At 68.3% G+C, this 24,969-nt stretch carries 21 protein-coding genes; 10 read left to right on the forward strand and 11 right to left on the reverse strand.

Annotated features, from left to right (window positions below; all coding sequences use genetic code 11):
- Positions 1–9 precede the first annotated feature (9 nt).
- Positions 10–3,126, reverse strand: a complete 3,117-nt coding sequence (locus ASC91_RS26685) for a TonB-dependent receptor (RefSeq protein WP_056204747.1) — start codon at positions 3,124–3,126, stop codon at positions 10–12.
- A 296-nt stretch (positions 3,127–3,422) separates the two neighbouring features.
- Here ASC91_RS26685 and ASC91_RS26690 point away from each other — a divergent pair, with 296 nt between their 5' ends.
- The 5 genes from ASC91_RS26690 to ASC91_RS26705 all read left to right on the forward strand — a co-directional run bounded on the left by ASC91_RS26690 (position 3,423) and on the right by ASC91_RS26705 (position 7,524).
- Positions 3,423–4,103 carry a GntR family transcriptional regulator gene (locus ASC91_RS26690; RefSeq protein ID WP_056204750.1) on the forward strand — a complete coding sequence of 227 codons (681 nt, stop codon included), beginning with the start codon at positions 3,423–3,425 and terminating at the stop codon, positions 4,101–4,103.
- An 86-nt stretch (positions 4,104–4,189) separates the two neighbouring features.
- Positions 4,190–4,321, forward strand: coding sequence for a hypothetical protein (locus ASC91_RS30730; protein WP_268795295.1), 132 nt, complete (start codon positions 4,190–4,192; stop codon positions 4,319–4,321).
- Entirely contained in the window at positions 4,318–6,075 is a 1,758-nt protein-coding gene (locus ASC91_RS26695) for an IlvD/Edd family dehydratase (protein ID WP_056204753.1), read from the forward strand. Before ASC91_RS30730 ends, ASC91_RS26695 begins: the two co-directional genes overlap by 4 nt.
- A 324-nt stretch (positions 6,076–6,399) precedes the next feature.
- Complete coding sequence (locus ASC91_RS26700) at positions 6,400–7,293, forward strand: SPFH domain-containing protein (protein ID WP_082533046.1); 894 nt, start codon at positions 6,400–6,402, stop codon at positions 7,291–7,293.
- A 12-nt stretch (positions 7,294–7,305) separates the two neighbouring features.
- Complete coding sequence (locus ASC91_RS26705) at positions 7,306–7,524, forward strand: hypothetical protein (RefSeq protein WP_056204755.1); 219 nt, start codon at positions 7,306–7,308, stop codon at positions 7,522–7,524.
- A gap of 20 nt (positions 7,525–7,544) precedes the next feature.
- Here ASC91_RS26705 and ASC91_RS29080 read toward each other — a convergent pair whose 3' ends face one another.
- The 3 genes from ASC91_RS29080 to ASC91_RS30090 form a co-directional block, all read right to left on the reverse strand.
- Positions 7,545–7,703, reverse strand: a complete 159-nt coding sequence (locus ASC91_RS29080; protein ID WP_082533047.1) for a DUF3309 family protein — start codon at positions 7,701–7,703, stop codon at positions 7,545–7,547.
- 131 nt (positions 7,704–7,834) lie between these two features.
- Positions 7,835–10,510, reverse strand: coding sequence for a serine/threonine-protein kinase (locus ASC91_RS26710; RefSeq protein WP_056204757.1), 2,676 nt, complete (start codon positions 10,508–10,510; stop codon positions 7,835–7,837).
- Between the two features lie 84 nt (positions 10,511–10,594).
- A complete protein-coding gene (locus tag ASC91_RS30090; protein ID WP_200955357.1) occupies positions 10,595–12,196 on the reverse strand; it encodes a hypothetical protein in 1,602 nt (533 codons plus the stop codon).
- Between the two features lie 175 nt (positions 12,197–12,371).
- Between ASC91_RS30090 and ASC91_RS26720 the strand changes: the two genes are divergently transcribed.
- Positions 12,372–12,965 carry an ECF-type sigma factor gene (locus ASC91_RS26720; protein WP_162247873.1) on the forward strand — a complete coding sequence of 198 codons (594 nt, stop codon included), beginning with the start codon at positions 12,372–12,374 and terminating at the stop codon, positions 12,963–12,965.
- A 15-nt stretch (positions 12,966–12,980) separates the two neighbouring features.
- On the opposite strand, the gene ASC91_RS26725 is transcribed toward ASC91_RS26720, so the two are convergent.
- The 3 genes from ASC91_RS26725 to ASC91_RS26735 form a co-directional block, all read right to left on the reverse strand.
- Positions 12,981–14,000: a hypothetical protein gene (locus tag ASC91_RS26725; RefSeq protein WP_056204766.1), complete on the reverse strand. Its 1,020-nt coding sequence runs from the start codon at positions 13,998–14,000 to the stop codon at positions 12,981–12,983.
- A 97-nt stretch (positions 14,001–14,097) separates the two neighbouring features.
- Positions 14,098–14,784: a GNAT family N-acetyltransferase gene (locus ASC91_RS29745; protein ID WP_157282167.1), complete on the reverse strand. Its 687-nt coding sequence runs from the start codon at positions 14,782–14,784 to the stop codon at positions 14,098–14,100.
- Positions 14,753–15,292, reverse strand: a complete 540-nt coding sequence (locus tag ASC91_RS26735) for an EVE domain-containing protein (RefSeq protein ID WP_056204771.1) — start codon at positions 15,290–15,292, stop codon at positions 14,753–14,755. The genes ASC91_RS29745 and ASC91_RS26735 overlap by 32 nt, the downstream gene beginning before the upstream one ends.
- A gap of 179 nt (positions 15,293–15,471) precedes the next feature.
- On the opposite strand from ASC91_RS26735, the gene ASC91_RS29085 reads away from it, so the two are divergent.
- Positions 15,472–15,864, forward strand: a complete 393-nt coding sequence (locus tag ASC91_RS29085; RefSeq protein ID WP_162247874.1) for a GFA family protein — start codon at positions 15,472–15,474, stop codon at positions 15,862–15,864.
- Positions 15,865–15,953: 89 nt separating this feature from the next.
- Positions 15,954–16,466 (forward strand): FxDxF family PEP-CTERM protein, encoded by a 513-nt coding sequence (locus tag ASC91_RS26740; protein ID WP_082533051.1) that lies wholly within the window; start codon positions 15,954–15,956, stop codon positions 16,464–16,466.
- 98 nt (positions 16,467–16,564) lie between these two features.
- Here the strand turns inward: ASC91_RS26740 and ASC91_RS26745 are convergent, their stop codons facing one another.
- The 4 genes from ASC91_RS26745 to ASC91_RS26760 all read right to left on the reverse strand — a co-directional run bounded on the left by ASC91_RS26745 (position 16,565) and on the right by ASC91_RS26760 (position 21,710).
- Positions 16,565–17,530, reverse strand: a complete 966-nt coding sequence (locus ASC91_RS26745; RefSeq protein ID WP_056204777.1) for an SMP-30/gluconolactonase/LRE family protein — start codon at positions 17,528–17,530, stop codon at positions 16,565–16,567.
- Complete coding sequence (locus ASC91_RS26750) at positions 17,527–18,360, reverse strand: NAD(P)-dependent oxidoreductase (RefSeq protein WP_056204780.1); 834 nt, start codon at positions 18,358–18,360, stop codon at positions 17,527–17,529. The genes ASC91_RS26745 and ASC91_RS26750 overlap by 4 nt, the downstream gene beginning before the upstream one ends.
- Positions 18,361–18,442: 82 nt before the next feature.
- Positions 18,443–19,525, reverse strand: a complete 1,083-nt coding sequence (locus ASC91_RS26755; RefSeq protein WP_056204784.1) for a LacI family DNA-binding transcriptional regulator — start codon at positions 19,523–19,525, stop codon at positions 18,443–18,445.
- Between the two features lie 58 nt (positions 19,526–19,583).
- Positions 19,584–21,710: an alpha-glucuronidase family glycosyl hydrolase gene (locus ASC91_RS26760; protein ID WP_056204786.1), complete on the reverse strand. Its 2,127-nt coding sequence runs from the start codon at positions 21,708–21,710 to the stop codon at positions 19,584–19,586.
- A gap of 374 nt (positions 21,711–22,084) precedes the next feature.
- On the opposite strand from ASC91_RS26760, the gene ASC91_RS26765 reads away from it, so the two are divergent.
- Both ASC91_RS26765 and ASC91_RS26770 read left to right on the forward strand, forming a co-directional pair.
- The gene (locus ASC91_RS26765) at positions 22,085–23,281 is read left to right on the forward strand and encodes an ROK family transcriptional regulator (protein WP_056204789.1); all 1,197 of its coding nucleotides are present in this window, start codon (positions 22,085–22,087) and stop codon (positions 23,279–23,281) included.
- A gap of 18 nt (positions 23,282–23,299) precedes the next feature.
- Positions 23,300–24,955 (forward strand): glycoside hydrolase family 43 protein, encoded by a 1,656-nt coding sequence (locus ASC91_RS26770; RefSeq protein WP_056204792.1) that lies wholly within the window; start codon positions 23,300–23,302, stop codon positions 24,953–24,955.
- Positions 24,956–24,969: the final 14 nt, after the last annotated feature.

Here is a 24,969-nt window from a genome sequence, read left to right on the forward strand (position 1 = left end):
TGCCTCTGGTCAGAACTTCATCTGAGCGGTCAGCTGATAGGTACGGCCCGGATCCCAGTAGCCACGCACGGCGAGCTCTTCCTGGATGTAGGACTTCTGCGTGGCCTTGTTCAGGTTGGCAACGTCAAAGTTGAGCGACACGCCCTGCTTCCACCCCACCCAGTCGCCGATTTCGAGACGGGTCGAGAGGTCCGCCTGGTAGTAGGCCTTGTTGTACTTGAACATGGTGCCTGCCGGGATGGAATCCGTGTTCTTCGACTCGAACGGAGTCCGGGCCTGGTAACTGTTGCTCAGGCGGATGGAGCCGCGGCTGTTTTCGAAGTACACGGTCAGGTTGGCCGTATAGGGCGCCGCGCCAATCGGCACCTGGCCGCTGGTGCCTGCATCCTGCTTGGTACGGGTGTAGTTGGCGTAGAAGCCGAAGCCGTTGATCGGCAGGAAGCGGTCCAGCGACTGCGCCCAGCTCAACTCCCAGCCCTTGAGCTTCATGATGTCTTCCGTGTTGAGCGGCTGCGACAGCGGAATGTTGAACTTGTCGGGGCCGCCGGCCGCAGTCACCGCCAGGTCGATCGCGCTGCCCGCTGCGTACTGCAGCGAGTCGGCACCGAACTCTTGGCGGATCTGCGACAGCGTCATCTGGCGCACGACAGTGCGCGGGAAGTTCTTGATCTTCTTTTCGAAATAGGCCGCCGCGACATAGCTGCCCTTCTTGTCCGTGTACCACTCCCATCCAAAGTCCAGGTTCTTGGACTCGAAGGGCTTCAGCCCCGGGTTGGTGGCGGTGGCGTTGGACAGGGCCACATCATTGGACGTCGCCCTCAGCGGCTGCAGCGCCTTGGGGTCAGCACGGGTGATGGCCTTCGAAGCCGCCGCGCGGACGATCATGTCGTCAGCCAAGTTGTACGCCAGCGTGCCGCTGGGCAGGGTGTTGCTGTAGGAAGTCTGGCCCGTCGTCTCCGTGACCAGGTTCGGGTACAGGCCGCCGTTGGCCAGGCCTGCATTGCGCGGATCGGCCACGTTGCCCGTGTATGCGCCGACGCTCTGCGAGGTGCGCGTGCGGCGCAGGCCCGCGTCATAGCGCAGCAGGCGGTCGAAGACGCGCGTCTGGCCGGACACCTCGATGTAGTTGCCGAAGACGTTTTCACCGAAGTCCTGCGGAGACGCACCGCTGAGGGCGTTGCTGCCCGCGAGCTGGACCATGCCGGCGGTGATGCTGTCGTAGCTGGTGGCCCTAGCGAAGCGGCTCCAGTCAATCGTGACGAAGCCGTTGGGGCCGGGCACCAGGTACTTGGAAATGTCCGGCACGGCCGAGCCCTGATAGGCCAGCGCGGGCCCGCCAGCCGTCGCGCCCTGGCCGTAGCCAGGGTATTGCGTCGCCGGGTTGGCCGTGATCGGAATGATCGCGCAGCCATTCGGGTTGGTGTTGTTGGGCGCGTACATGCGCACGTTCAGGTTGCCGCCGCAGACGACGTTCTGCAGACGGCCATCGTCGTTGAACGGCGTGATCAGGCGGTGGTAGGTGTCATAGGCCATGCCACCCTTGAGGGTCAGGCTCTCGTCTCCCCAGGCCAGATTCCAGCGTGCACCCCTCGTCTTGATCTCACGGTCCTCACGATTGACGCTGATCTGGGCGCCCGTCGCGTTGCCGTGGTGATCCCAGGTGTAGCCGGCCGGGCTGTTCGGGTCGAAGCCGTTGGGCGTGTAGACCGGGAAATTGGCGTTGGCGCCGATCTTCACCGTGAACGGCTTGGCCGCGTCGGTCGGGACCAGGAGCGTGGGCGCGGTGCGGCTGAATTTGCTGCTGGCCTGATTGGCCTGCGCGTCCAGCGTCCACTTGTCGGAGATGCGCCATTCGAAGCCCGGGTTCACGGACGTGAAGCTGCTCCTCTCGTCCATGCGGCGGTATTCAAGGAAACCGGTGCCGTTGAGGAGGGTGCCGCCCGTCACGAAGCAGTAGACCGCGCAGTCGCTGCGGTCATAGCTCATTGCCGAAGGGATGACGGCGCTGTTGCGGACGTTGATGTCGAAGTCGACACGCTCCTGCTTGCTGGTCTTGCTGCCAGTCAGCAAATCAAGGTAGGCGTCGAAATCTGAGGTCGGGCGGAACTCGAAGCTCAGCAGGCCATTGGCACGGTTGCGCTCACCCGTGAAGTTCACCGGGCGCGGCAGGCGCGGCATGTAGCCGTTGTCCAGTTGCTGGATCGTGGCATTGGGGTTCAGCTGTTTCAGCAGCGCCATATCGACGGACTGGCCGGCTGCCAATGTCGTCGAACCATAGGTACCGGCGGCCGCAGCGGGCACAGTCGTCGGGATGCCCCAGGCACCGTTGGTGGTTGAGGTACCCGCGCCGGTCTGCAAAGGGTTGGTCAGACGGGGCGTGACCCAGTCGGTGCCGTCCTCGAAGCCGCGCGTGGTGATCTTGTTGCGGGCGAAGGACACGCCGGCCAGCACGCCGAAGGTGTCGCCGAACGTCGTGCTGTAGAGCGCCGTGCCGCGCGTGCTGGGCTTGGGCGCGGGGTCGTTCTTGGCCAGTTGCAGCTTGACGGTGCCGCGCGTGCCGGCCTTGTCGAATGGGCGGGCGTTGCGCATGTTCACGACGCCGGCGATAGCGCCTTCCAGCATCCCGGCCGTGGGGCTCTTGGACACCGTGATGCGCGAGAACAGGTCGCCCGGCATGAAGTCCAGGTCGACTTCGCGGTTGGCGCTACCGGCACTGCTGAAGCTCGTGGAGGCCGATGCGACGGGGTTACCGTTCATCAGGATGCGCGTGAAGTTGGAACCCAGGCCGCGGACCTGGATGTTCAAACCCTCACCCGTCACGTCGCGGTTCACCTGGACGCCGGGGATGCGCGAGATCGACTCGGCGAGGTTGTTGTCCGGGAACTTGCCGATGTCTTCGGCGTGGATCGAGTCCGACAGGCCGATGTTCTCGCGCTTCGAAAGCGCCGAGGCAGCCAACGAGCTGCGGATGCCGGTCACGACGACCGTCTCCAGTTGCTGGGCCGATGGTGCCGGCGCGGTCTGCGCATACGCCTGCGTGATCAGGCTGGCCAGCAGCGTAGTGCCCAGGGCCAGCTGTCGATCCAGGCGGGCGCGGCGGCGCGGCCGCGAATTGGTCTTGATCATCTTGTCTCCTGATTGGTTCTATGACGCCGTCACCACCAAAATGGTAGCGCGCACATTTTCAATTTACGTCCATAGGAAACCTCAGTCAACGAGGGTGTGTACTAATGTATTAGTGAGCTGCGAGACAGAAAGGCGGCTAAGAATTGCAAGGTGATCGAACATTGGATAGCGCTCTCAGGCTTGTCGGCCGACGGGCCAGACCGCGCCCCGTCAGCCGCGCCAAGACGCATCAAGCCCGCGATGACAATGGCGCCCAGCCTCCGCGCGCCAACGGCAGATTTGGCTCGCCCCTCGAGATGAACACCACGCTAGATCCCACCCGCCATGCGGCGCCCCAGGTCGTCGAAGCGCTTCGCGCCGCCATCATTTCGCTGGAACTGGCGCCAGGGAGCGCCCTCGACCGCGCCGAGCTGGCCCAGAGCTTCGGCGTCAGCCAGACGCCCGTGCGCGACGCGCTCATGCGGCTCAGCGAGGAAGGCCTGGTGCTCATCCGCGCCCAGTACACGACCCAGGTCACCCGTATCGACGTGCCGGCGGCCCGCGAGGCGCATTTCCTGCGCCGCTCCATCGAAATCGAAATCGCACGCCTGCTGGCACTCTCGCACGACCAGGCAGTGATCGACGACCTGCGAGCCCAACTGGCGCGCCAGGTGGGCCTCGCCGCCAGCAAGGACTATCCCGCCTTCATTGCGGCCGACAAGGAGTTCCACCGGTTGATGTACGTCGCCGCCGGCCTGCCGCGGCTGTGGTCGGTGGTGACGCGCATGTCGGGCCACATCGACCGGCTGCGGCTGCTGCACGCGCCGAGCGAGGGCAAGGCCGAGTCCATCCTGGCCGGCCACCTGGCCATCCTGCAAGCCATCGAATCGGGTGACGCGCAAGGCGCGCAACAGGCCGTGCGCGAGCACCTGTCGGGCACGCTGGCCTCGGTGGAAGAGATCCAGCAACGCTACCCCGAGTACCTCATCCTCTCTTGAAGCGCCGCCCGCTTCGCCCCCCGCTTGGCAGGCGCAATCGGTAGCGCTCACAATTCGGGCCGCCTCCCTACCGCACCGCGAGCCGCATGACCCCGACCGACCCCAGCTTCCTTCCCGCCGACGCCGAAGGCGCCCTGGTGGACATCTCCGCCCAAGCCGCCACGACGGCCCATGGCGTCGGCGCGCTGATGAAGCACTTGCGGAGCCGCGCACGATGACGCGCCGACTGCGCTCCCAGGACTGGTTCGACAACCCCGATCACATCGACATGACGGCGCTCTATCTGGAGCGCTTCATGAACTACGGCCTCACGCCGCAGGAGCTGCGCTCGGGCCGGCCCATCATCGGCATCGCCCAGAGCGGCAGCGACCTGAGCCCCTGCAACCGCATCCATCTGGAGCTGGCGAAGCGCGTGCGCGATGGCATTCGCGACGCGGGTGGCATCGCGATGGAGTTCCCTCTGCATCCCATCTTCGAGAACTGCCGCCGCCCCACCGCGGCGCTGGACCGCAACCTGGCCTACCTCGGCCTCGTCGAGATCCTGCACGGCTACCCGCTGGACGCCGTCGTGCTGACGACGGGCTGCGACAAGACGACGCCGGCCCAGGTCATGGCAGCAAGCACCGTCGACATCCCGGCCATCGTGCTGTCCGGCGGCCCGATGCTGGACGGCTGGTTCGAGGGGCAGCTCGTCGGCTCCGGCGCCGCCATCTGGGCCGGCCGGCGGCGGCTCGCGGCGGGCGAGATCGACGAAGAGACCTTCATCGAGATTGCTGCGGCCTCCGCGCCCTCGGCCGGCCACTGCAACACCATGGGCACGGCCTCGACGATGAATGCGCTGGCCGAGTGCCTGGGCCTGTCGCTGACCGGCTGCTCGGCCATCCCGGCGCCCTACCGCGAGCGCGGCCAGATGGCCTATGAGACGGGCCGACGCATCGTCGACATGGCGCGCGAGGACCTGCGGCCGTCGAAGATCCTCAGCCGCGACGCCTTTCTCGACGCCATCGTCGTCAACGCGGCCATCGGCGGCTCGACCAACGCCCAGCCGCACCTGATGGCCATGGCCCGCCATGCCGGCATCGAGCTGACAGCTGCCGACTGGACCGAGGTGGGCCAGCACGTGCCGCTGCTGCTGAACATGCAGCCGGCCGGCCAGTTCCTCGGCGAGCGCTTCCACCGCGCCGGCGGCGTGCCGGCCGTCATGTGGGAGCTGCAGCGGGCCGGCCTGCTGCGCACCATCCGGCCGACGGTGACCGGCCACACGATGGCCGCCAATCTCGACGGCCGCGAGACGCAGGACCGTGAAGTCATCTACCCGGTCAGCGCGCCACTGAAGCCCGACGCCGGCTTCGTCGTGTTGAGCGGCAACCTGTTCGACTTCGCCATCCTGAAGGCCAGCGTCATCTCGGCGGCTTTCCGCGAGCGCTACCTGAAGGACGGCGCTTTTGAGTGCCGGGCCATCGTCTTCGACAGCCCCGACGACTATCACACGCGCATCAACGATCCCGCGCTCGGCATCGATGAGGGCTGCATCCTCGTCATGCGCGGCGCCGGGCCGATGGGGTGGCCGGGCTCCGCCGAGGTCGTCAACATGCAGCCACCGGACGCGCTGATCCAGCGCGGCGTGATGAGCCTGCCCACGCTGGGCGACGGCCGCCAGTCGGGCACGTCGGACAGCCCCTCCATCGTGCATGCCTCGCCCGAGAGCGCCATCGGCGGTGGGCTGGCCTGGCTGCGCACGGGCGATGTCATCCGCGTCGACCTGATCGCGGGCCGCTGCGATGTGCTGCTCAGTGATGAGGAGCTGGCGCGCCGCCGCGCTGAAGATGCACCAACTGCGGTACCGCCGAGCCAGACACCGTGGCAGGAGATCTACCGCTCGACGGTGGGGCAGTTGTCGACCGGCGCTTGCCTGGAACTCGCCGTGCCGTATCGCGGCGTGATCGACACGCCGCCGCGGCACAACCATTAGGGCCTGCTAACACTACGGCAATGGGTCGCGAAGGCCCTCCGCCAGGGGTCAATCAAGGCGCGGCACGCCGCTCGCACTCGGGTGCGAGCCAGTGACGCAACGCCGAGTGGCCCCTGGCGGAGGGCCTTCCCTTCGGGTTGTGGCCAGAAAAGCCGCGTCCAGCGTTGCAAATGCTCGCCGGGTGTGCAACCCGGCTCCGCTTTGCGCCTTGCTCGCGGCTTTTCTGGCCACAACGCGACCCGTTGCCGTAGCGTTAACAGGCCCTGTGTGGTCACGCCGGGCAAAGTGCATTAAAGTGATATCTCCTTTTTCTGAGATATCGCCATGCCCGCCCTCGAACAGCTCTCTCGTCTCGAACTGCCGGCTCGCGCGTTCAGCGGCTTCGTGCCCATTGCCTGCAGCCTGGGCGGGGCGGCAGTGGCGGCGGCGCTGTTCGTGTGGTCCATAGGCAACCTGGCGCTGATGGTGCTGACCGTGCTCCTCTTCGCGGCCAGTTTGCTCATGCTGATCGGGATCTACATGCAGGAGCCCAACGAGGCGCGAATCCTGACGCTGTTCGGCCGCTATGTCGGCACCGACCGCCATGAAGGCCTTCGCTGGGCCAACCCGTTCGCGATGCGGGAGCGCATCTCGCTGCGCGCGCGCAACCTGAACGCGCCGCACATCAAGGTCAACGACAAGCGCGGCAACCCGATCGAGATCAGCGCCGCCATCGTCTGGCGCGTGCAGGACACGGCGCGCGCCGTCTTCGAGGTGGACAAGTTCGAAACCTACGTGGGCGTGCAGGCCGAGACGGCCATCCGCCATCTGGCCACGCAGTTCGCCTACGACGACGGCGAAGACCTGGACCCCGACGAAACGACGCTGCGCGCCGGCCAGGACGAGGTCGTCAAGGCGCTGGTCGCCGAACTGCAGGAGCGCTGCGCCCAGGCCGGCGTGGCGGTGCTGGAGGCCAAGATCACCCACCTCGCCTACGCCCCGGAAATCGCTCAGGTGATGCTGCGCCGCCAGCAGGCCGAGGCCATCATCAGCGCACGCAAGAAGATCGTGCAGGGCGCGGTGACGATGGTGGAGGAGGCGCTGCGCGGGTTGTCGGAGCGCGAGATCGTCGTGCTGGACGACGAGCGCAAGGCCGCCATGGTGTCCAACCTGCTCGTCGTGCTGTGTTCGGACAAGGACGCTCAACCCATCATCAACGCTGGCACGCTTTACGCCTGAGCGCGCTGCGGCATGGCCAGCCCGGACAAGAAGGCCTTCGCGTTGCGGGTGGACCCGGCGCTGTGGGCACAAATCGAACGCTTGGCAGCCCAGGAGCTGCGCTCGGCCAATGCGCAGGTCGAAGTGCTGCTGCGCGAGGCGCTGGCGCGGCGCGGCATCAAGCCGGCCGCCAGCCCGGCGCCCCGGCGAGGGCGGCCACCCAACGAGCCGGGCGACACCGGCCAAGGGTAGACGCGCTCACGTCGAGACGGCTATATCCGGCCCATAAAGAACAGCACAAGCACGATCAGCAAAACCAGGCCGATCCCTCCCGTTGGCCCATAGCCCCAGCCGCGGCTGTGGGGCCACGCCGGGATGGCGCCGAGCAGAAGAAGGATCAGCACGACGAGCAGAATGGCACCTAGACTCATGGCAGTCTCCTTGGTAGTTGGGGCTCACGATTCAACGGCGCTGAAGCGCCTTGAACCTGTGCCGACTCTCCTCGCAAGGCCGATCCGCAGGTGTAGGACTTGACCGCGCAACCGGCTAGCCCGATGCCGGCTCAGGTCTCCAGCCGACCCTTCAACGCGGCATGGTCGGCCGCCAGCGGCGTCACGCTGGCCGCAGCCGCCAGCGCGCCCAGCGCCTGCCGGCGCAGCGCCTCGCCATCCGCCGGCTTCAGTGCCACCAGCCAGGCGGCTGCCTCGGCCCAGGCCAACCGCGCCGGGCGACCCAGGCTGGGGTCGTCAAACAGCGGCTGCAGCCGGGCCAGGGCCTCGCGCAGTTGCGCTTGCGCGCCGGGCTTGTGAAGCTCGGCCAGCAGGGCGCCGTACACCGCTTGCAGGGCACTCCAGCGCAGGTCGGCCGTGGGATTGGGCGCGGTGCCGGGCGACGCCTTCCACGCGGCAAGGCCCTGCTCGACCACTGCCAGCGCCTGGACGGGCTGGCCATTGCGCCAGAGCGCGAGACCATGCTGGGCGGCCAGCGTCCGCGGCAACTGGACCCATTTGCTCTGCGGGCCCTCCTGCCGGGCCAGGCGCTCGTTCTCGGTCCAGGCCAGGGTCGAGGCCTCGAGCGCTGCGGCCCATTCGCCACGGCGCAGGTGCACAAGCGACAGGGTATTGGCCTCTTGCAGCAGGCCATCGTGCCAGGCGATGTTGGCGGGCTCGGCCTCGACATTGGCGCGGCGCAACGGCATCGCGGCCTGCAGCTGGGCCAGCGCGTCGTCGAGCCGGTCCAGGCGCAGCAGCGTCAGCGCGCGGGATGCCAGAGCGACGCCGAGCTGGTGGCGGAGGTAGACCTCGGTCTTCATCTCGCCGGGTGCGGCACGGCGGTCGCTCTCGGCATGCATGGCGGTGTCAGCCAGCAGTTCGCGGTAGACCGGCTCGGCCTTGGCGTACAGGGCCAGGGCTTCGTCAAGCTGGCCTGCCGCGCTCAGCGTCTGCCCGAGGCTCAGGGTGGTGTTGGCCAGCTCCACGCCCAGGGCTGCGCGGCCCAGCACGTCGTCCCTGGCAAACGGGCGTGCCTGTTCGAGGCGCTGGAGGATGAGCCGGCTGTTGGCCACCGCACGCTCGCGCTGGCCGGTGTTGCGCAGCCGAACCGACTGCACCTGCAGCGCGCGGGCATGCCACTGCGCAAAACGCCAGTCGTGATGCTGGCTGGCCCACAGGCGCTCGCCCAGCTCGACGGCGCGCTGGGCCATCGCGTCGGTCTGGGCACCGAGTTCGGCCGTGCCGGTGGTGTCATTGCCCAACAACTCGGCGCGGCGGGCGAGGATGGCGGCGCTGAGCGCCTGCAGGTCGCCATCGGGCTGCTCGCCCTGCACCAGGGGGTCGAGCGCGGCGAGGGTCTGTGCCAGCAGCGCATCCTGGGCCTTGCTGCCGCCGGGCAGGTAGGCGATCGCATCGCCGAAGCGGAACACCAGGTCGGCCGTGATGCCCTTGACCGCCGTCAGCCGCAACTCGGCCGCGGCGCGCGCTTGGCCGGCCACGTGTGCCTGCCAGGATGCCGCAGCCAGGCCCCCGGCCAGGGCCAGCACGACGCCCAGACCCAAGGCCACCGGCAGGCGGTTGCGCCGCACGAACTTGGACAACAAGTAGCCGCGGCTGGGCGCGCGGGCGCTGACCGGGTAGCCCGCAAGCGTGGCGCGCAGGTCGGCGGCGAACTGCTCGACGCTGGCATAGCGGCGGCCCACGTCCTTCTCCAGCGCCTTGAGCAGGATGTTGTCGAGATCGCCCTTGAGGCGCTGCCGGGTGATCAGCCAGGCCTGGGCATCGGGCGCCGCAGCGTCGGGGCTGCTCAGTTGCGAGGGGCGGGTCGGCGCTTCGTCGAGCACCGCGCGCGCGGCCTCGGCGGGGCCGCGCGCATTGCGGCCGTAAGGACGCTGGCCAGTCAGCAATTGGTAGAGCAGCACGCCCAGCGAGTAGACATCGGTACCCGTGCCCACCGGCTCGGCGCGCACCTGCTCGGGGCTGGCGTAGTTGGGCGTGAAGGGGCGGACGGCGCCAAGGGTGCTGTCGTTCCCTTGCGCCTCGGCCGGGTCGAGCGCCTTGGCGATGCCGAAGTCGAGCAGCTTGACCTGTCCGTCGTACGTGACGAGCACGTTGCCGGGCTTGAGGTCGCGGTGCACGAGCAGGTTGCGGTGAGCGTGGGCAACGGCGTCGGCCAGTTGCAGGAAGAGCGCGAGGCGCGCGTCGATGGGCCGTGAGCGCGCCGCCTCATCGATGGGCAGGCCATCGATGAACTCCATGACGAAATAGGGCAGCCCGTCGGCGCTGAGACCGGCGTCGAAGAGCTGGGCGATGTGCGGGTGATGCAGCCGCGCCAACGCCTGGCGCTCCTGCGCGAAGCGCTGCAGCACGGCGTCGCTGTCCATGCCCCGCTTGATCACCTTGATGGCCGCGCGGCCCTCGAAGCTGCCGTCAGCGCGACGCGCCTCGTACACCTCGCCCATGCCGCCGCTGCCGATGCTGCGCACGACGGCCCAGGCACCGAAACGCTCGCCGTCGCGGGACAGGCTGGCGGCCACGCTCTCGGCGATGGGCCGCGATAGCAGCGGATCGCCGTCGGTGTGGTCGGCGTGATGGGCGAGCAGCGAGTGCAGCTCGGCCTTCATCGCGGCGCTCACGGGCAGCGCGTCGACATGCGCCGCACGCTCGGCCGCAGGCAGCGCCACCGCCTCATCGAAGAGGCTTCGCAGGGCGGCCCAGTCGGCGGGCGTGGGGGTGGGGGTGGTCATCGGCGGGCTCGGGGTGGGCGGTGGCGACGCGACTGTAGTGACGCACCGGCATGCGGGGGAGCGGGGGAACCGCCCCCCGTGCCATCACTGCTTGACGAGGCCGCTGCACTGCGCAAGCGACTTGACCGGTCGCGGCATGCGGTGGCTGGCGTCGGCGCTGTACGACGCCGGCACGTTCAGCGCCGCGTTGGCCGGCTGGTAGGCCAGCGTCACCCAGGTTTGTTCACCGGCGGTGAAGTAGTCCTGCGCCTGCACCGCCACGCTCTCGCCAAAGGTGACGATGACGTCGTCCTCGTCGCCGGCGAGGCGGGTCGTCACGTCAACATTGCCGCTCACCAGGTGGAAGACGCCGCTGCTCGACACGTCCAGCGTGCAGCTGCTGCTCGTGTAGTGGCCGACGAGTGCCGCCGACATGTCGGCCGCGGTGGCGCCGTTCAGCGTCGCGACGTTGGCGCCGCCTGCGCTGGTCGGGTTGGGGTTGCTCAGCCAGCACTCCACCCGGTCCGTGGCCGTGGTGAAGCCGGTGCCGCCCTGGCGCGCCACGCCTTGCGCCATCACACCCTTGACGAGGGTGAGCTGGGCGTAGCGGTCGTTCGGCACATCGCTGGCCTGGACCCGCGTGAGGCTGACGACATTGAGGATGAGGTCGCCCACGTCGCCGTTGACGGCGGCCTGCAGGCTGCGTCCACCGGCCGAGACGGTCAGCATGCCGTCCTTGGCCACGGCAATGCTGCACGAGGTGGTCTCCTGCGTCGCCTGGCCCGGCGTGAAGACGCGCCCGAGCTGGCCCTGCCAGGTGCCGATGGCCGGCGCGACGTCTGCGGCCATCGCCTGCCCCTTGGGCGTGAGCACGATGGCGTGCGGCGCCGGTGGCGTGGGATCGGTGCCCGTCAGCGCGGGCGGCAAGCGGTAGATGCCATTGGTTGCGGCGCTGAAGTCGGCGATCAGGTCGATGTAGGTCTTGTGGCTGGCAAGCGCGGCGGCCATGACACTGTCCAGCAGCGCGTCCGTGGAATCGCCCGGCTTGGCGTCGAACACGCCGGTGAAGGGGTCGAACGGCCCGGTGGGCAGCACGTAGCTGCCGGCCGTGAGGGTGGCAATCAGCTGGGTGAGCGCTCCGGCGGTGTCGAGCCGGGTGCCCGCCGGTGCGGCGGCCAGGCCCGCAAACCAGGTCGCGGGCGGCATGCCGGCAGCGCGCGCAATGGTCAGGTCGGTGAGGGTGGTGATGTTCACGCGCCCGGCGGCCACGGCAATGCTGTGCAGCGAAAGCGCATTCGGCACGCCGCCCACCTTGCCACCCGACACCTGCAGTGCGCAGGGCAGCGTGTTGGCCGGCACGTCGACGGTCCAGGTGCCGGTGGCGCTGGTCGGCAGCGAGACCGTGGCCGGCCCGCTGGTACAGGTGGCCGTGACCGTGCCGCCAACGACGGGCGCGCCGCTCGCAGCCACGCCGGTCAATGTGGCCTTGACAACCGCCGGGGCAGGCGCAGGCGCGGGCGCAGGGGCTGGGGCGGGTGCAGGCGCGGGGACGGGCGCAGGCGCTGTTGCGACCGGTGCAGGAGCCGGTACTGCGGGCGCCGTGGTGCCGCCACCCCCGCAGCCGGCCAAGGTGGCAACGGCCACGGTGGCCGCCGCGATCACGAGGCCACGCAGGCCGTGGGGAGTTGGGCAAGGGGTCGATGTCATGGTGGAGTCCGGTGGGAGGGGTGGCACCCCTCGCCGATTCGAGGGGCATGCCGGGGTACGCAGCGTGGCGCGGCCAAAAGGCTCATCGGGCTTGAAAACAGGCACGCATGAACCGAGCAATCCTTCGCAGGCATGTCGCGGCGCCGCGCGCAAAATGCGCGGCGCCATGACCGCTATGACTGCCCTGTCCGCTTCGAACCCCGCCGCCGCCGATGTCACCGAGTGGCTGCGCCGGCTCGACACGGACGCGGCCGGCGCGTCGAACCAGCTCTTCGAGCTGCTCTACGGCGAGCTGCACCGCATCGCGCGCGCCCACATGGGCCGCGAGGCGAACGCGCACACGCTGAGCCCGACGGTGCTCACGCACGAGGCCTGGTTCCGCATGGCCGAGCAGACCCGCACGCAGTGGGCCAACCGGGCGCACTTCCTGTCGGTGGCCTCGACCATGATGCGGCGCATTCTGGTGAACCACGCGCTGGCCAAACGCACCGAGAAGCGCGAGGCGCAGCTGGTGTCGCTGTCGATCACCGGTGCACCGGAGATCGGCGTGCAGGCCGAGCCCGACGTGGTGGCCGTGCACGAGGCCATCCTGGCCCTCGAAGCCGTCGACCCGCGCGCGGCCAAGGTGGTGGAGCTGAAGTTCTTCGGCGGGCTCGAAAACGACGAGATCGCGCAGGCGCTCGATCTGTCGCTCGCCACCGTCAAGCGCGACTGGGCGCTGGCCCGCGCCTGGCTGCGCCGCGAACTGGGCGCCGCGCCATTGACCTGACGCGAGGGCAGCGGTTCACCTGGCGCTTTTCAGCCGTTGCACCAGCGCATCCCGCGCGTTGCCGATCATGGGCAGGTAGGCCCGCTCGAAGGTGGCCTCGTCGAGCGTGACCGCGGCAGTCGCATTGCTGGTGCCACGCGAGCGGCCACCGGTCAGCAGCGCCAGGCCCATCGACAGCGCGTTGCTCGTGTTGTCTGACTTGCGTGACTCGTCGGTGGTGGTGTCGACGAGCGCGAAGCCGTCGGCAGCGCCCTGAACCAGGCGGTCGACGTAGAAGGCGCCGTTGACGCCACTGCGCGACGTCGTGCGAAAGATGCGCTGCCCTTCCTGCGACACGATCTGCAGCTGGGTCTCGTTGGGGTAAAGCACCGGGCCGGCCTCGATGGAGGACTGTGAGCGACGCGCGATATTGGCCAGGAAGCCCTTGCTGCCGGAGGCGGTGCCGAAGCTCGCGAAGAAGTGCAGGCGCACGAAATGCAGGTCAAGCGCCTGCGCCACCGCGCTGGCCTTTGCACCGTTGGCGCCATCCAGCGCGGTGATGCGGTCGCTCAGCGTGCCGCGGCCTCCTGCCGTCTGGAAGAAGGCCGGCATGCCGGTGGGCGCGAAGATCTTGGAGACGGCGCCCGTGTCGTCGATGACGTAGGGCGCCGGCTTGCCCATGCGGGCCTCGACTTCGGCGTACTCGGGGCGAGCGCGAACCGTGTCCATGCCGACGACTTCAAAGCCGGCAGCGGTCAGTGCCTCGACGGTGTCGCGGTAGACGCGGTCGGTCAGCGCCTGCATCGCCGCATCCGGCACGCCGCGCAGTTCGGCCTGCACCGAGGTGCTGTTGCCCCCGCCGCTGCCGCTCGCCTTCAGCGTGGTGACGAATTCAATCCCGAACTGGTCGATGGCGACACGGCGCGCACCCTTGATGGCCGAGCCGTTGTCGCTGCCGACGGAGACCGTCGGCGCAGCAGTTTGCGCGGCGGCTGGCGGCACGCCAGCCAGGAGGGTGAGCGTGGCAAGGAGCAGCGGGGCGAGCAGTCGGCACATGGCGGTCTTTCGTGGCAGGGCTGAAACCTTCGGTTCATCGAAGGGGACAACCCGGTACGCAAGACGGTCAGGTGAAAAGGCTCATCCCCACCACCCGTCAGCCTGCCTGCGCGGTTGGATACGACGCTGCAGTGACCGGCGAGACCAGGGACCAACCCATCGCCTTGTACAGCGCAGCGCCTGATTCCGTGGCCACCAACACGCCTTGCCTTGCCTCCAGATCGAGCGCGATGCTTGACAAGATGGTCATGACGCGTCGCCCCAGCCCCTTCCTCCTGTGGGCCTCGGCCGTGACGATTTGATCGAAGGTGGCGAACGGACCCTCGATCGCCACCTGGCCGCCGGCCGCGATTTCTCCTGAACCTGCGATCAGCCTGGCAAACGCGACCTCTCCCACCTTGTCGGTCTGCATGCGATAGCCCTCAGGGGCGGTGGCGTCGCCGCCCCTGAGATCGGTGCTCATCAGAAACTCGGGTTCGTGAAACTGCCAATGATGGGAGAGCAAGGGAGACACGCTTTCACGTGGTGCGCAGATCTTCAGCCAGCTGCCGGGGCCGGTCTCGGTGACAAGTTCTTGAAGGAGATGTCGATCAAGGGCGGGAAGAACATAGCGAGTCGTCTGCCCGGGCTTTCCGACCGAAATCTGAAAGCAGCCGGAGCGCCGGACCGGCGCTGGCGTGCACCGCGAAATCGCCCAGCCGCAGGCCCAGGCACGAGCAGCGACTGCGGGGTCGAGCGCGCCGGCGTTGCGGTCACCCGCGGAGTTGATGGAGGGAGGGATCATCTGTGCAGTTCAGAAAATGAAGGGCATCTGCATCGGCAGCCATGGCATCGGCAATCAGCCTCATGTCATGGTCGCTGATGGCAAACAGTCCGAAACGAAACGAATAGCCCCAGCGCGCGCGGTCCTGCACGAACTCGAAGCGGTCGATCAGCGGGGCGATGGGCGCTTCGCGTGCGGGCACATAGTCCACGTCCTTGCGGAAGGGGACGAAGCCGCCACCCATGTCAAAGGCGTAGGGCTCGCCGGGCCTGACCAGCCCGAGCGACACAAAGGCCTGCAGCTTGTCGCTGCCGCCCATGGTGACTGTGGGCGCGTAGTAGGCCACGCGGTCACCGGGCCTCACGCGCCGCAACGGCGCGACCTTGCCATGGCACACCTGCATATAGCCTGCGCCGCGTTCCGCGCAGCCTCGGCGTGCGTGGGTGGCGCTGGCCACGGCAATCCAGTTGCCGCGCGGCGCGGCCGTGCCGGCCTGTGCCGATTCCTCCCACAGGGTGGCGTTTTTCATCGGAGCGCCTCGTGCGCAAATTGGGAATCGCCATGATGGCGGGAGGTCGCGACAACGGCTTGTCAGCAGAAGGCACCCCGCCAGCCGGTGAGTCCTGCCCACGCCGATCGCGAGCGGGCAACGGAGTTCAGCAACGCGGCAACGGGCATAGTCCTGGCTCTTCCCTTGCCTTGAAGCCGATGACCCCGCCTCTCGCCGCCCGCGGCTCCTGCTACTGTGGCGCCGTCTCCGTCACGGTCCCATCGCCTTTGCGCCGCCCGGACAACTGCCACTGCGGCGAATGCCGGCGCCTGAGCGGTGCGGCATTCACCACGTGGATCACAGCGCCGCGCGATCAGGTCGTCGTGAACAACCCCGAGGGGCTGTCGGTGTTCTGTCCCACGCCCAACCTGCAGCGCTCGTTCTGCAAGACATGCGGATCGCATGTCTTCACCGCGGACGCGCGGCTGCCAAGGGCTTACGGGTTCCCTGCGGGGCTCTTTGAGGGCGAGCCCATCGAGCCGCCGGGCGAGGACTACTTTCTCGATGACAAGGCCCGTTGGTGTCGGCGTTCTTTACACCCAGAAAGCTGACCGCAAGCAAATCACCGCCACAGCAGGGTTTTCTCTGATGGCACGATGCTTGCTAATTCGTTCAGGTCTTTCTTTGGGAGTAATTAACTATGTTGAAGTCTCTTGCCTTGGCCTCTGTGCTGTCCCTGGGCAGCCTTGCGGCGCAGGCCACCCCCTTCGTGTTGGGCACCGGCACGCTGGGCGCAATCACGGTCAACAGCGGCAACGTCGCTGTCGTGCCGAGCCTGGTGAACGACACCTTCACGTTCTCGCTGGCGTCGGCTTCGAGCGTGCAGAGCAATGTGACGACGATCTTCGGCAGCCTGTCGCCGGCCTTCTACAGCATCGTCAGCACCGGCGCCGATCACGTCGTGGGCGGCACTGACGACACCGTCATCACCGGCTTTGCCTTCACGTCCACGTCGACCGGGCATTTCACGAACCTGAGCGCCGGCAACTATTACTTCAACGTGTTCGCGTTGGCTAACCAGGCGCCGTCGGCCTACGCGATTTCGGCTTCGGCCACCGCGATGCCGGTGCCGGAACCTGAAACCTACGCCATGCTGGCAGCAGGCCTGGGCGTCATGGGTTTTGTTGCTTCGCGCCGTCGTCGCGATCTGTAATTGATTTGATTTCTGGGTCACTCCCGCAGTGATCCGCCGAAGTCCCCAAAAGCCCTGGCCTCAAGCGCCAGGGCTTTTTTCGTGGGGCGGCCATGCCGTCAACTGACTGCGCCGCGCGTGTTCACGTACAGCGAATACAGCGAATGCGTGCTCGCCATGAAGAGACGGTTGCCCTTGGCGCCGCCGAAGCAGAGATTGGCGCAGCGCTCGGGCAGGTGGATATGCGCCAGCGGCTTGCCCAAGGGGCCGTAGACGCGCACACCGTCCAGCACCGCCGCATCCGCATCCGCGCTGCCGTCACTGCCAAAGCCACACCAGAGATTGCCTTGCACATCGACGGCCATGCCGTCGAAGGCACCTGGGCACCCCGGGTCGATCAGCAGCCGCTTGTTGCTCAAGGACACGCCGTCCACGTCATAGGCCCAGATCAACCGATGCGGCTGGGCGCGGCTTTCGATGACGTAGAGGGTCTTGCCGTCAGGGCTGAAGGCCAGGCCGTTCGGGCCCTTGAGGTCGTCGATCTGCAGTGTCAGCTCGCCGGTCACGCCGTCGATGCGGTAGACGGCCGGCGTCAATTCAGACTCGGCCTTCTCGCCCTCGAAGTCGCTGGCGATGCCGAACAGCGGGTCGCTGAACCACAGGCTGCCATCGCCCGGATGGCAGGTGATGTCGTTGGGCGAATTCAGCCGCTTGCCTTGATGGCGATCCGCCAGCACCGTGATGCGGCCGTCGTACTCGGTGCGCGTGATGCGGCGCGTCAGGTGTTCGCAGCTGACGAGGCGCCCCTGGCGGTCGCGCACGTGACCGTTGGCGTTGTTGCTGGGGTTGCGGAACTCGCTGATGGCACCGGTGATCTCGTCCCAGCGCAGGATGCGGTTGTTGGGGATGTCGGAGACGAGCAGGTAGCGCCCGTCGCCAAACCAGACCGGCCCCTCGGCCCAGGCCAGGCCGGTGGCCAGTTGCTCGACGCCCGCAGGGAAGAGGCGCAGCGGCAGGAAGGCGTCGTCCAGCACCTCGATGGCCGCGTCGGGCCGGCGGGCGTTGGGCGTGAAGGGGATCTTCATTGGTCTGCCGGCGCCTTCTCGAAGGGGCCGAGGATGACGAACTGGCCGCCCTGGCAGCGCACCTCGGGCCGGCTCGGGTCGACATAGGGCTGGGCCGCCTCGACCTCGGCGCGCCAGGGCTCGGAGCTGTCCTGGGGCTTGAAACCGATGTGGTTGGACGCGCTGTTGTCCCACCAGGTCGAGCGGTTGTCGCTCATGCCGTAAATGATGCTGTGGCCGACGACGGGCGCGCTCAGTGCGGCGACGAGGAGGCGCTCCAGGTCGTCAAAGCTCAGCCAGCTCGACAGCATGCGGCGGTCCGTCGGCACGGGCCAGCTGGAACCGATGCGCACCGACACCGTCTCCAGGCCGTGGCGGTCGAAATAGAACTGGGCCAGGTCCTCGCCAAAGGCCTTGGACAGCCCGTAGTAGCTGTCCGGCCGCGGCGCGGCCCTTGGCGTCAACGTCTCGCCCTGGCTGTAGAAGCCGGTCACGTGGTTGGAGCTGGCGAAGATGATGCGCTTCACGCCGCGCTGGCGGGCCGACTCGTAGACGTTGTAGGCGCCGACGATATTGGCCGGCAGCACCACGTCGAAGGGTTTCTCGATGGACACGCCGCCGAAGTGCAGCACGGCGTCGACATCCTTCAGCAGTGACTGCATGGCAGCCAGATCCTCGAGCGGCGCCTGCACGACTTCCTCGCCCTCGCCGGCGGGGTCCATGGGTGCGAGGTCCGACAGCCGCAGCACGTCGCAGTAATGCTTCATGCGCGGCCGCAGCACGCGGCCGAGGTTGCCGGCGGCGCCGGTCAGCAGCAGGCGCTTGAAGCGCGGGGCGGAGAGAGGGTTCATTTCAGGGCGATGCGTGTGGATTGCGGGCAGAGCGCGGGCCTCTCCCAAGCCGGCCCGCTTTGGGCTTAGACGAGCGGCTCACTCATGCGCCGATGCGCAAGGGCGGGCGCAGCCGCGGCGCCGCGTCGGACTGGCGTCGGACCAGCGCGAAATCCATGAGCTCATGCTCGCAGGGCAGAGGCACTCCGGTGCGGCGCGCGCGGATGTGACGCACCAGCAGGTCCACCGCGGCACCGGCCATCTCCATGATGGGCTGGCGCACGGTGGTCAGTTCGGGCCAGATGGTCGTGGCCAGCGGCGCATCGTCGAAGCCGACGACCGTCAGGTCGCTGGGCACGTCCAGGCCCATGCGATGGGCGATGGCGACCGTGGCTGCGGCCATGTCGTCGTTGCTGGCGAAGATGGCCGTCGGCCGGCGCTCCTGCGAAAGCAGGAACTCGGCCGCGTCCAGGCCCGAGCGGTAGGTGAACATGCCCTGGGCGACGACCTCCTCCTCCTCGATGTTGAGGCCGGCGTCGGCCATCGCCGCATGGAAGCCGGCCAGGCGGCGGGCGCTGCTGCTCTGGTAGGGGTCGCCGATGATGAAGCCCATGCGGTGGTGGCCCAGGTTCAGCAGGTGCCGCGTCATCTCGTAGGCGGCCTGGTAGTCGTCGATGCCGACGGCGCAGACGGCTTCGGGCGGCACGCCGCTGGACACGACCACGGCCGGCGTGTCGGTCTCGGCCACGAGCTTCAGCAAGGGCTGGGAATCGCAGAAGGGCGGCGGCAGGATGAGGCCGTCGATGCCGTTGGCGATCATCTCGGCCACCGGCTTCTCCTCACCCTCGCGCGCGGCCTCGCAACGCTGCACGACGAGCTGCACATGGCGCAGGCTGGCCTTGTTCAGCAAGCCGATGAGGAATTCATTGAGATAACCGGCCGTCGGATCGATGTAGAGCATGCCGATGCGGATGGGCTCGGAGCCGGCCAGGTGGCGCGCGGCCTGGTTGGGCAGGTAGTTCAGCTCGGCGACGGCGGCCTGCACCTTCTCACGCGTGCCCGGGCGCACGTTCTGCTCCCCGTTGATGACCCGCGACACCGTCATCGGCGACACCCCGGCCAGCGCGGCGACATCGGCGATGGTCGCGACCTTGGGGCTGCGCCCGGAGCGAGCGGTTGGCTTCAAAAGGGTCCCTCGGATGGTGGTGGGTTTGTTTGCGCAATCATATTTGGCTTGGGGACTCTCAGCCGCCGCGCCCCGGCGCGAAGTTGAAGCGCAGCGCTTTGTAGTCGTCCAGCGAGCGCTCGGGGGGCCGCACGCCGGGCGGCAGCAGCAACCCCGAGGCGGACTGGAAATAGGCGAGGCAGGCATCCCGCCACCAGCGAGCCTCGGTCTCCTGCACTGCCAGGTAGGCGGTGACGTCGGCATGGCGGACGGGGTCGATGTCGGCTTGCAGCGTGGCCCAGCGCGCGCGCATGTCGACGACGCTCGCGACGCCACGGTCGTAGCGCGCTACCAATTCGGCCCACAGCGTGCGGCCAGACGCCAGCCGGTAATCCCAGGGCAGGTGGTGGAACCAGAGCAGCCACTCCTCGGGCGTCGTCTCCGGCCGTGCCAGGCGGGCGGCCCAGCCGGGCGCGTACTGGGCCGTCGCGTTGCTGCCGCGCGGCGAGCGGTCGAAACCGATGCCGTCACGGCCGGCGCGGTGGAAGTAGACCGGGTTCCAATCGGCCCGCTCCAGGTTGTCGACCCAGGGCGCCGGGCCATGGTGGTGGCCCGTGCCCATCAGGTGGTGCAGGCCGAGGGGCATCATGTAGTCGACGACAGCTTCACGCGAGGCCAGCATCATTGAGACGAGGGTGTCCACCGCACGCGGTGTCCTCGTGAAGGTCTGCTGCACCCATTCGCGGGCGATGTCGGCCGAGGCGAGATCCTGGTCCCAGGCCAGGCGGCCAAACGCGTACCAATTGGCGCAATCGAAATGCGAACCGCACCAGTTGCGGTCGCTGCCGATGTTGGCCACGCCGGCCATCGCCGTGATCTGGCGGGCCACGGTCGCTCCTTGTGGCTTCGCGCGGGTATCGGCGCGCAGAACTTCTTCGAACAGGGGCCCGAGGTAGACGAGGTGGGTGGAGAAGCCGAGGTATTCCTTGGTGATCTGCAGCTCCAGCGCCAGCGGCGTCTTCGGCATGGCGCCGAACAGCGGATGGAAGGGCTCGCGCGGCTGGAAGTCGATGGCGCCGTTCTTGACCTGCACGATGACGTTGGGCGCAAAGCGGCCGTCCAGCGGCTGAAACTCCGCATAGCCCTGCTTCGCGCGGTCACCCGCGTCCGGCGCGTAGACGAAAGCCCGCCACATGACGATGCCGCCGTGCGGCGCCAATGCCTCGGCCAGCATGTTGGCGCCGTCGGCGTGGTGGCGGCCATAGTCCTGCGGCCCCGGCTGGCCCTCGGAATTGGCCTTGACGAGAAAACCACCGAAGTCGGGGATGCGCCGGTAGATCTCGTCGGCCTTGGCCTGCCACCAGGCGCGCACGGCCGGGTCCAGCGGGTCTGCAGTCTTCAGCCCGCCCAGTTCGACGGGCGCCGAGAAGCGTGCCGACAGGTAGACGCGGATGCCATACGGCCTGAACACGTCGGCCAGCGCCGCCGCCTTGGCCAGGAAAGGCGCGGTCAGGGAATCGGCCTTGGCATTGACGTTGTTCAGCACCGTGCCGTTGATGCCCAGCGACGCATTCGCGCGGGCGTAGTCGACGTAGCGCCCATCGCGGATGTCGGGCAGCTTCCACCAGTCCCAGATCGACGCGCCCGCATAGCCGCGCTCGACCGTGCGGTCCAGGTTGTCCCAGTGGTTGAGCAGGCGCAAGCCGACCTTGGGCGCGGACCGCAGGTCCAGCTTGCCCAGGTTGGTGCCCGTCTGCGCCGCGCGCAGCCAGGCAAAGCTGCCGTAGAGCAGGCCGATGTCGGCGTTGGCCGCGATCAAGGTCACGGCCCGGCCTTGGAGCTTCAGGCTGCGCAGCAGATAGCCCTCGCGGCCCAGCTCGGCCCAGGGCAAGTTCAGCCCGGCCGGCGCGCTGGCCGGCGTGACCAGCAGCAGAGCACCGTCCGCCAGCTGGGCCGACACGGCCGGCTCCCGCCCCGTCAGGCCCGCCACGCCGCGCTTCAATTCCGCAACGGCGGCCTGCAGCGTTGGTGACATCGGCTCGGCAGGGAGGATGCTGCGGGCCCGCGTCAGCACCTCGCTTTGAGTCACGGCTGGCAATGCGCGGTAGCGCTGCCACAGTTCGAAGCCATCCTCCACCGCACTCCATGCGGGTTGCAGCGCGGCCGCCAGCAGCAAGCCGGCCAGGCCTCGGGCCCATGTCTTCATCAGGTCTCCTGTATGGGCCGACCGGGGTCGCAACCCCGGAATCGCGGGAATGTTAGAGATTTCTCGCTTGCGCAATGCAAAATGGTAGCGCTACATTTGAGTCCATAGCAAGCGGTGTCGGAAGGACGCCGCTCAAGACGGAGACCGCATTGAATTCTCATCCCGCCCTACCGGCTCCCGCCACCTGCCCCTACGCCCTCGCGCTTCGGGGAGATGCGCTGAAAGCCGCGTGATGGTCGGGGCTGTCGCCACGCCGCCGGGCCGGCAGCGCTGGGTTATCTGCGCGCGGCTCTTCGTTGCGGCCACCGTCAACCACCTCCCCACCCTGCAGCGGCCCTTCGCGGCCGACGGGCTGTAAACCATCTAGGGCCCGCATGCAGTTCACCGCCGATCAGCACCTGCTCAAAGACCTCAACCGCATGGCCGTCGTGCGGCAGCTGAGCGCGTGGCCCGGGCAGTCGCGTGCGGCGCTGGCCGAGTCGCTGCAGCTGACCAAATCCACCGTCAGCGGGCTGGTGAAGGAGCTGATCCACGAGGGCTGGCTGCTGGAGCGCGAGGTCGTCGCGACCGGCGAGCTGGGCCGCCGGCCGACGCCCCTCTTCGTCGACCCCGGACGGCTGGTGCTGCTGGGCGCCGAGCTGGGCGTGGAGGGCGTGCAGGTCGTCGCCACCTCGCTGACCGGCGACGTGCTGGCCCGTGCGCGCGCGCCGCTGGACGCCGGACGGGACGCCCCTCTCGCGCTGATGCGCGCCGCCCGGCTACTGACGCAGGTGTACGCGCGCCTGGACACGCCGGCTCAGCGGGTCATCGGCATCGGCATCGGGCTGCCCGGCGGCGTGGACGAGCAACGCGGCCATCTGCATTTCGCCCACAACCTCGGCTGGCGCGACCTGCCCGTCGGCCGGCTGCTGGTCGAGCATCTGCGCAACACGCCGCTGCAAGGCGTGCCGCTGTTCGTGCAGAACGACGCCGATGCTGCGGCCCTGGGCGAGCTGGAGTTCGGCGCAGACGGTCGCGACCCGCTGATCTACCTGAGCCTGGGCCTGGGCGTGGGCGCCGGCATCGTCGTCGAGGACCGGCTGCTGACCGGCGCTCACGGCCTGGCTGGGGAGGTCGGCCACACGACGCTGGAGATCGACGGCCCGCGCTGCAGCTGCGGCCGCCGCGGCTGCGCCGAAGCCATGATCGGCTTTCGGACCATGCTGCCCGCTGGCGAAGAAGGCGGTGGCCTGGCCGGGATCCAGCGCCGGCTGAGCGCCAGGCAGCCCGACAGCATCGAAGCCGTCGCCCGCGCCGGCAGCTATCTGGGCATGCTGCTGGGTAATCTCTGCGCCGCCTACGACCCCGGCCGCATCGTGCTCGGCGGCCCCGCCGTCGAGATCGGCGCCCCCTTTCTCGAGCACGCCTTCCGCACGCTGGAAGCCTATGCCAGCGCCGCCGGCGTGGCGCCGCCCCTGGTCACCCTGTCGCGCTTCGGCGTCGATGCCGTCGCCGTCGGTGCCGCGGCCCTGGCCCGCTACCGTCTCACCCGCCCCCTGATCGCCGCCAGCCGCCTGGCTGCGGCCGCCTGACTCTCTCTGCACCGACACATGATCACCAACCCCATCCTGCCGGGCTTTCACGCCGACCCCTCGATCTGCCGCGTTCCAAGTGATGGCGGTGACGACTACTACATCGCCACCTCCACCTTCGAGTGGTGGCCCGGGGTGCGCATCCACCATTCGCGCGACCTGCAAAACTGGCGCCACCACAGCTACGCCGTCACGCGCAAGAGCCAGCTCGACCTGCTCGGCCACCCCGACTCGGCCGGCGTCTGGGCGCCCTGCCTGAGTTACTCGGGTGGCCAGTTCTGGCTCATCTACACCGACGTGCGCTCCACCTTCGGCGCATTCAAGGACACCCACAACTACCTGATCACCGCGCCCAGCATCGACGGCCCGTGGAGCGAGCCCATCTACCTGAACAGCTCCGGCTTCGACCCCAGCCTCTTCCATGACGACGATGGCCGCCAGTGGCTGCTGAACCAGCAATGGATCCACCAGCCCGGCAAGCACCACTTCAACGGCATCCTGCTGCAGGAGTACGACCACGAAGCCAGGCGCCTGATCGGCCCGGTGAAGAACATCTATGCCGGCACGCCGCTGGGCGTGGTCGAAGGGCCCCACCTCTACCGCCGCAACGGCTGGTACTACCTGCTGACGGCCGAGGGCGGCACCTTCTACGAGCATGCCGTCACGCTGGCCCGCTCACGCAACATCGACGGCCCCTACGAGACGCTGCCTGGCAACCCGCTGCTGACGGCCTGGCAGCAGCGCACCGACGGCCTGCAGCGCAGCGGCCACGCCAGCCTCGTGCAGACGGCCCATGGCGATTGGTACCTCGCCCACCTCTGTGGTCGCCCGCTGGAATGGAGTGGCCCCAACGCGGACAGGCAGAACGGCGAGTACGTCGGCCTGCACTGCCCGCTGGGCCGCGAGACCGGCATCCAGCGCATCCACTGGCGCGATGACGACTGGCCGGAGATCGAAGGCGGCGGCAATGCGCCGCACTTGCAGGTGGCCGGGCCGGGCCTTCCCGAGCATGTCTTCCCGGCCGAGCCGGCGCGCGACGATTTCGACGGCGTCACGCTCAACCACCACCTGAACTCGCTGCGCGTGCCCTTTGACGAAAGCTGGATCTCGCTGACCGAGCGCCCCGGCTGGCTGCGCCTGAAGGGCCGCGAATCGCTGATGAGCCTGTTCGACCAGAGCCTCGTCGCGCGCCGCCAGCAGCATTTCAACTGCCGCATCGAGACGCGCCTGGAATTTGCACCCGAGCTATTCCAGCAGATGGCCGGCCTGGTGGCCTACTACAACACTGGCAACCACGCCTATCTGCACGTCAGCCGCGATGTCGATTCCGGCCGGCGCGTGCTGCGCCTGACCGTCAACCGCGACTCGGCGCTGAGCGAGCCGGCCACGCCGGTCGTGCTGGCGGAGGGCCCGGTCGACCTGGCCGTCGAGTTCCGCCACGACCGCTACCAGTTCCAGTTCGCTCAAGCCAATCAAGCGGGCGGTGCCTGGCAGGACGTCGGCCCGGCGCTGGACACCGCCATGCTCAGCGACGAAGCCGTGACGCGCTTCGTCGATGGCTACGCGCGCAGCTTCGGCTTCACCGGCAACTTCATCGGCATTGCCTGCCAGGACCTGTCGGGCCAGCGCCTTGCCGCGGACTTCGACTACCTTTCTTACGAAGCACGGCCCTGAGACCGCGCCTCTCT

The organism is Pelomonas sp. Root1237 (assembly GCF_001425055.1).
GTDB lineage: Bacteria > Pseudomonadota > Gammaproteobacteria > Burkholderiales > Burkholderiaceae_C > Pelomonas.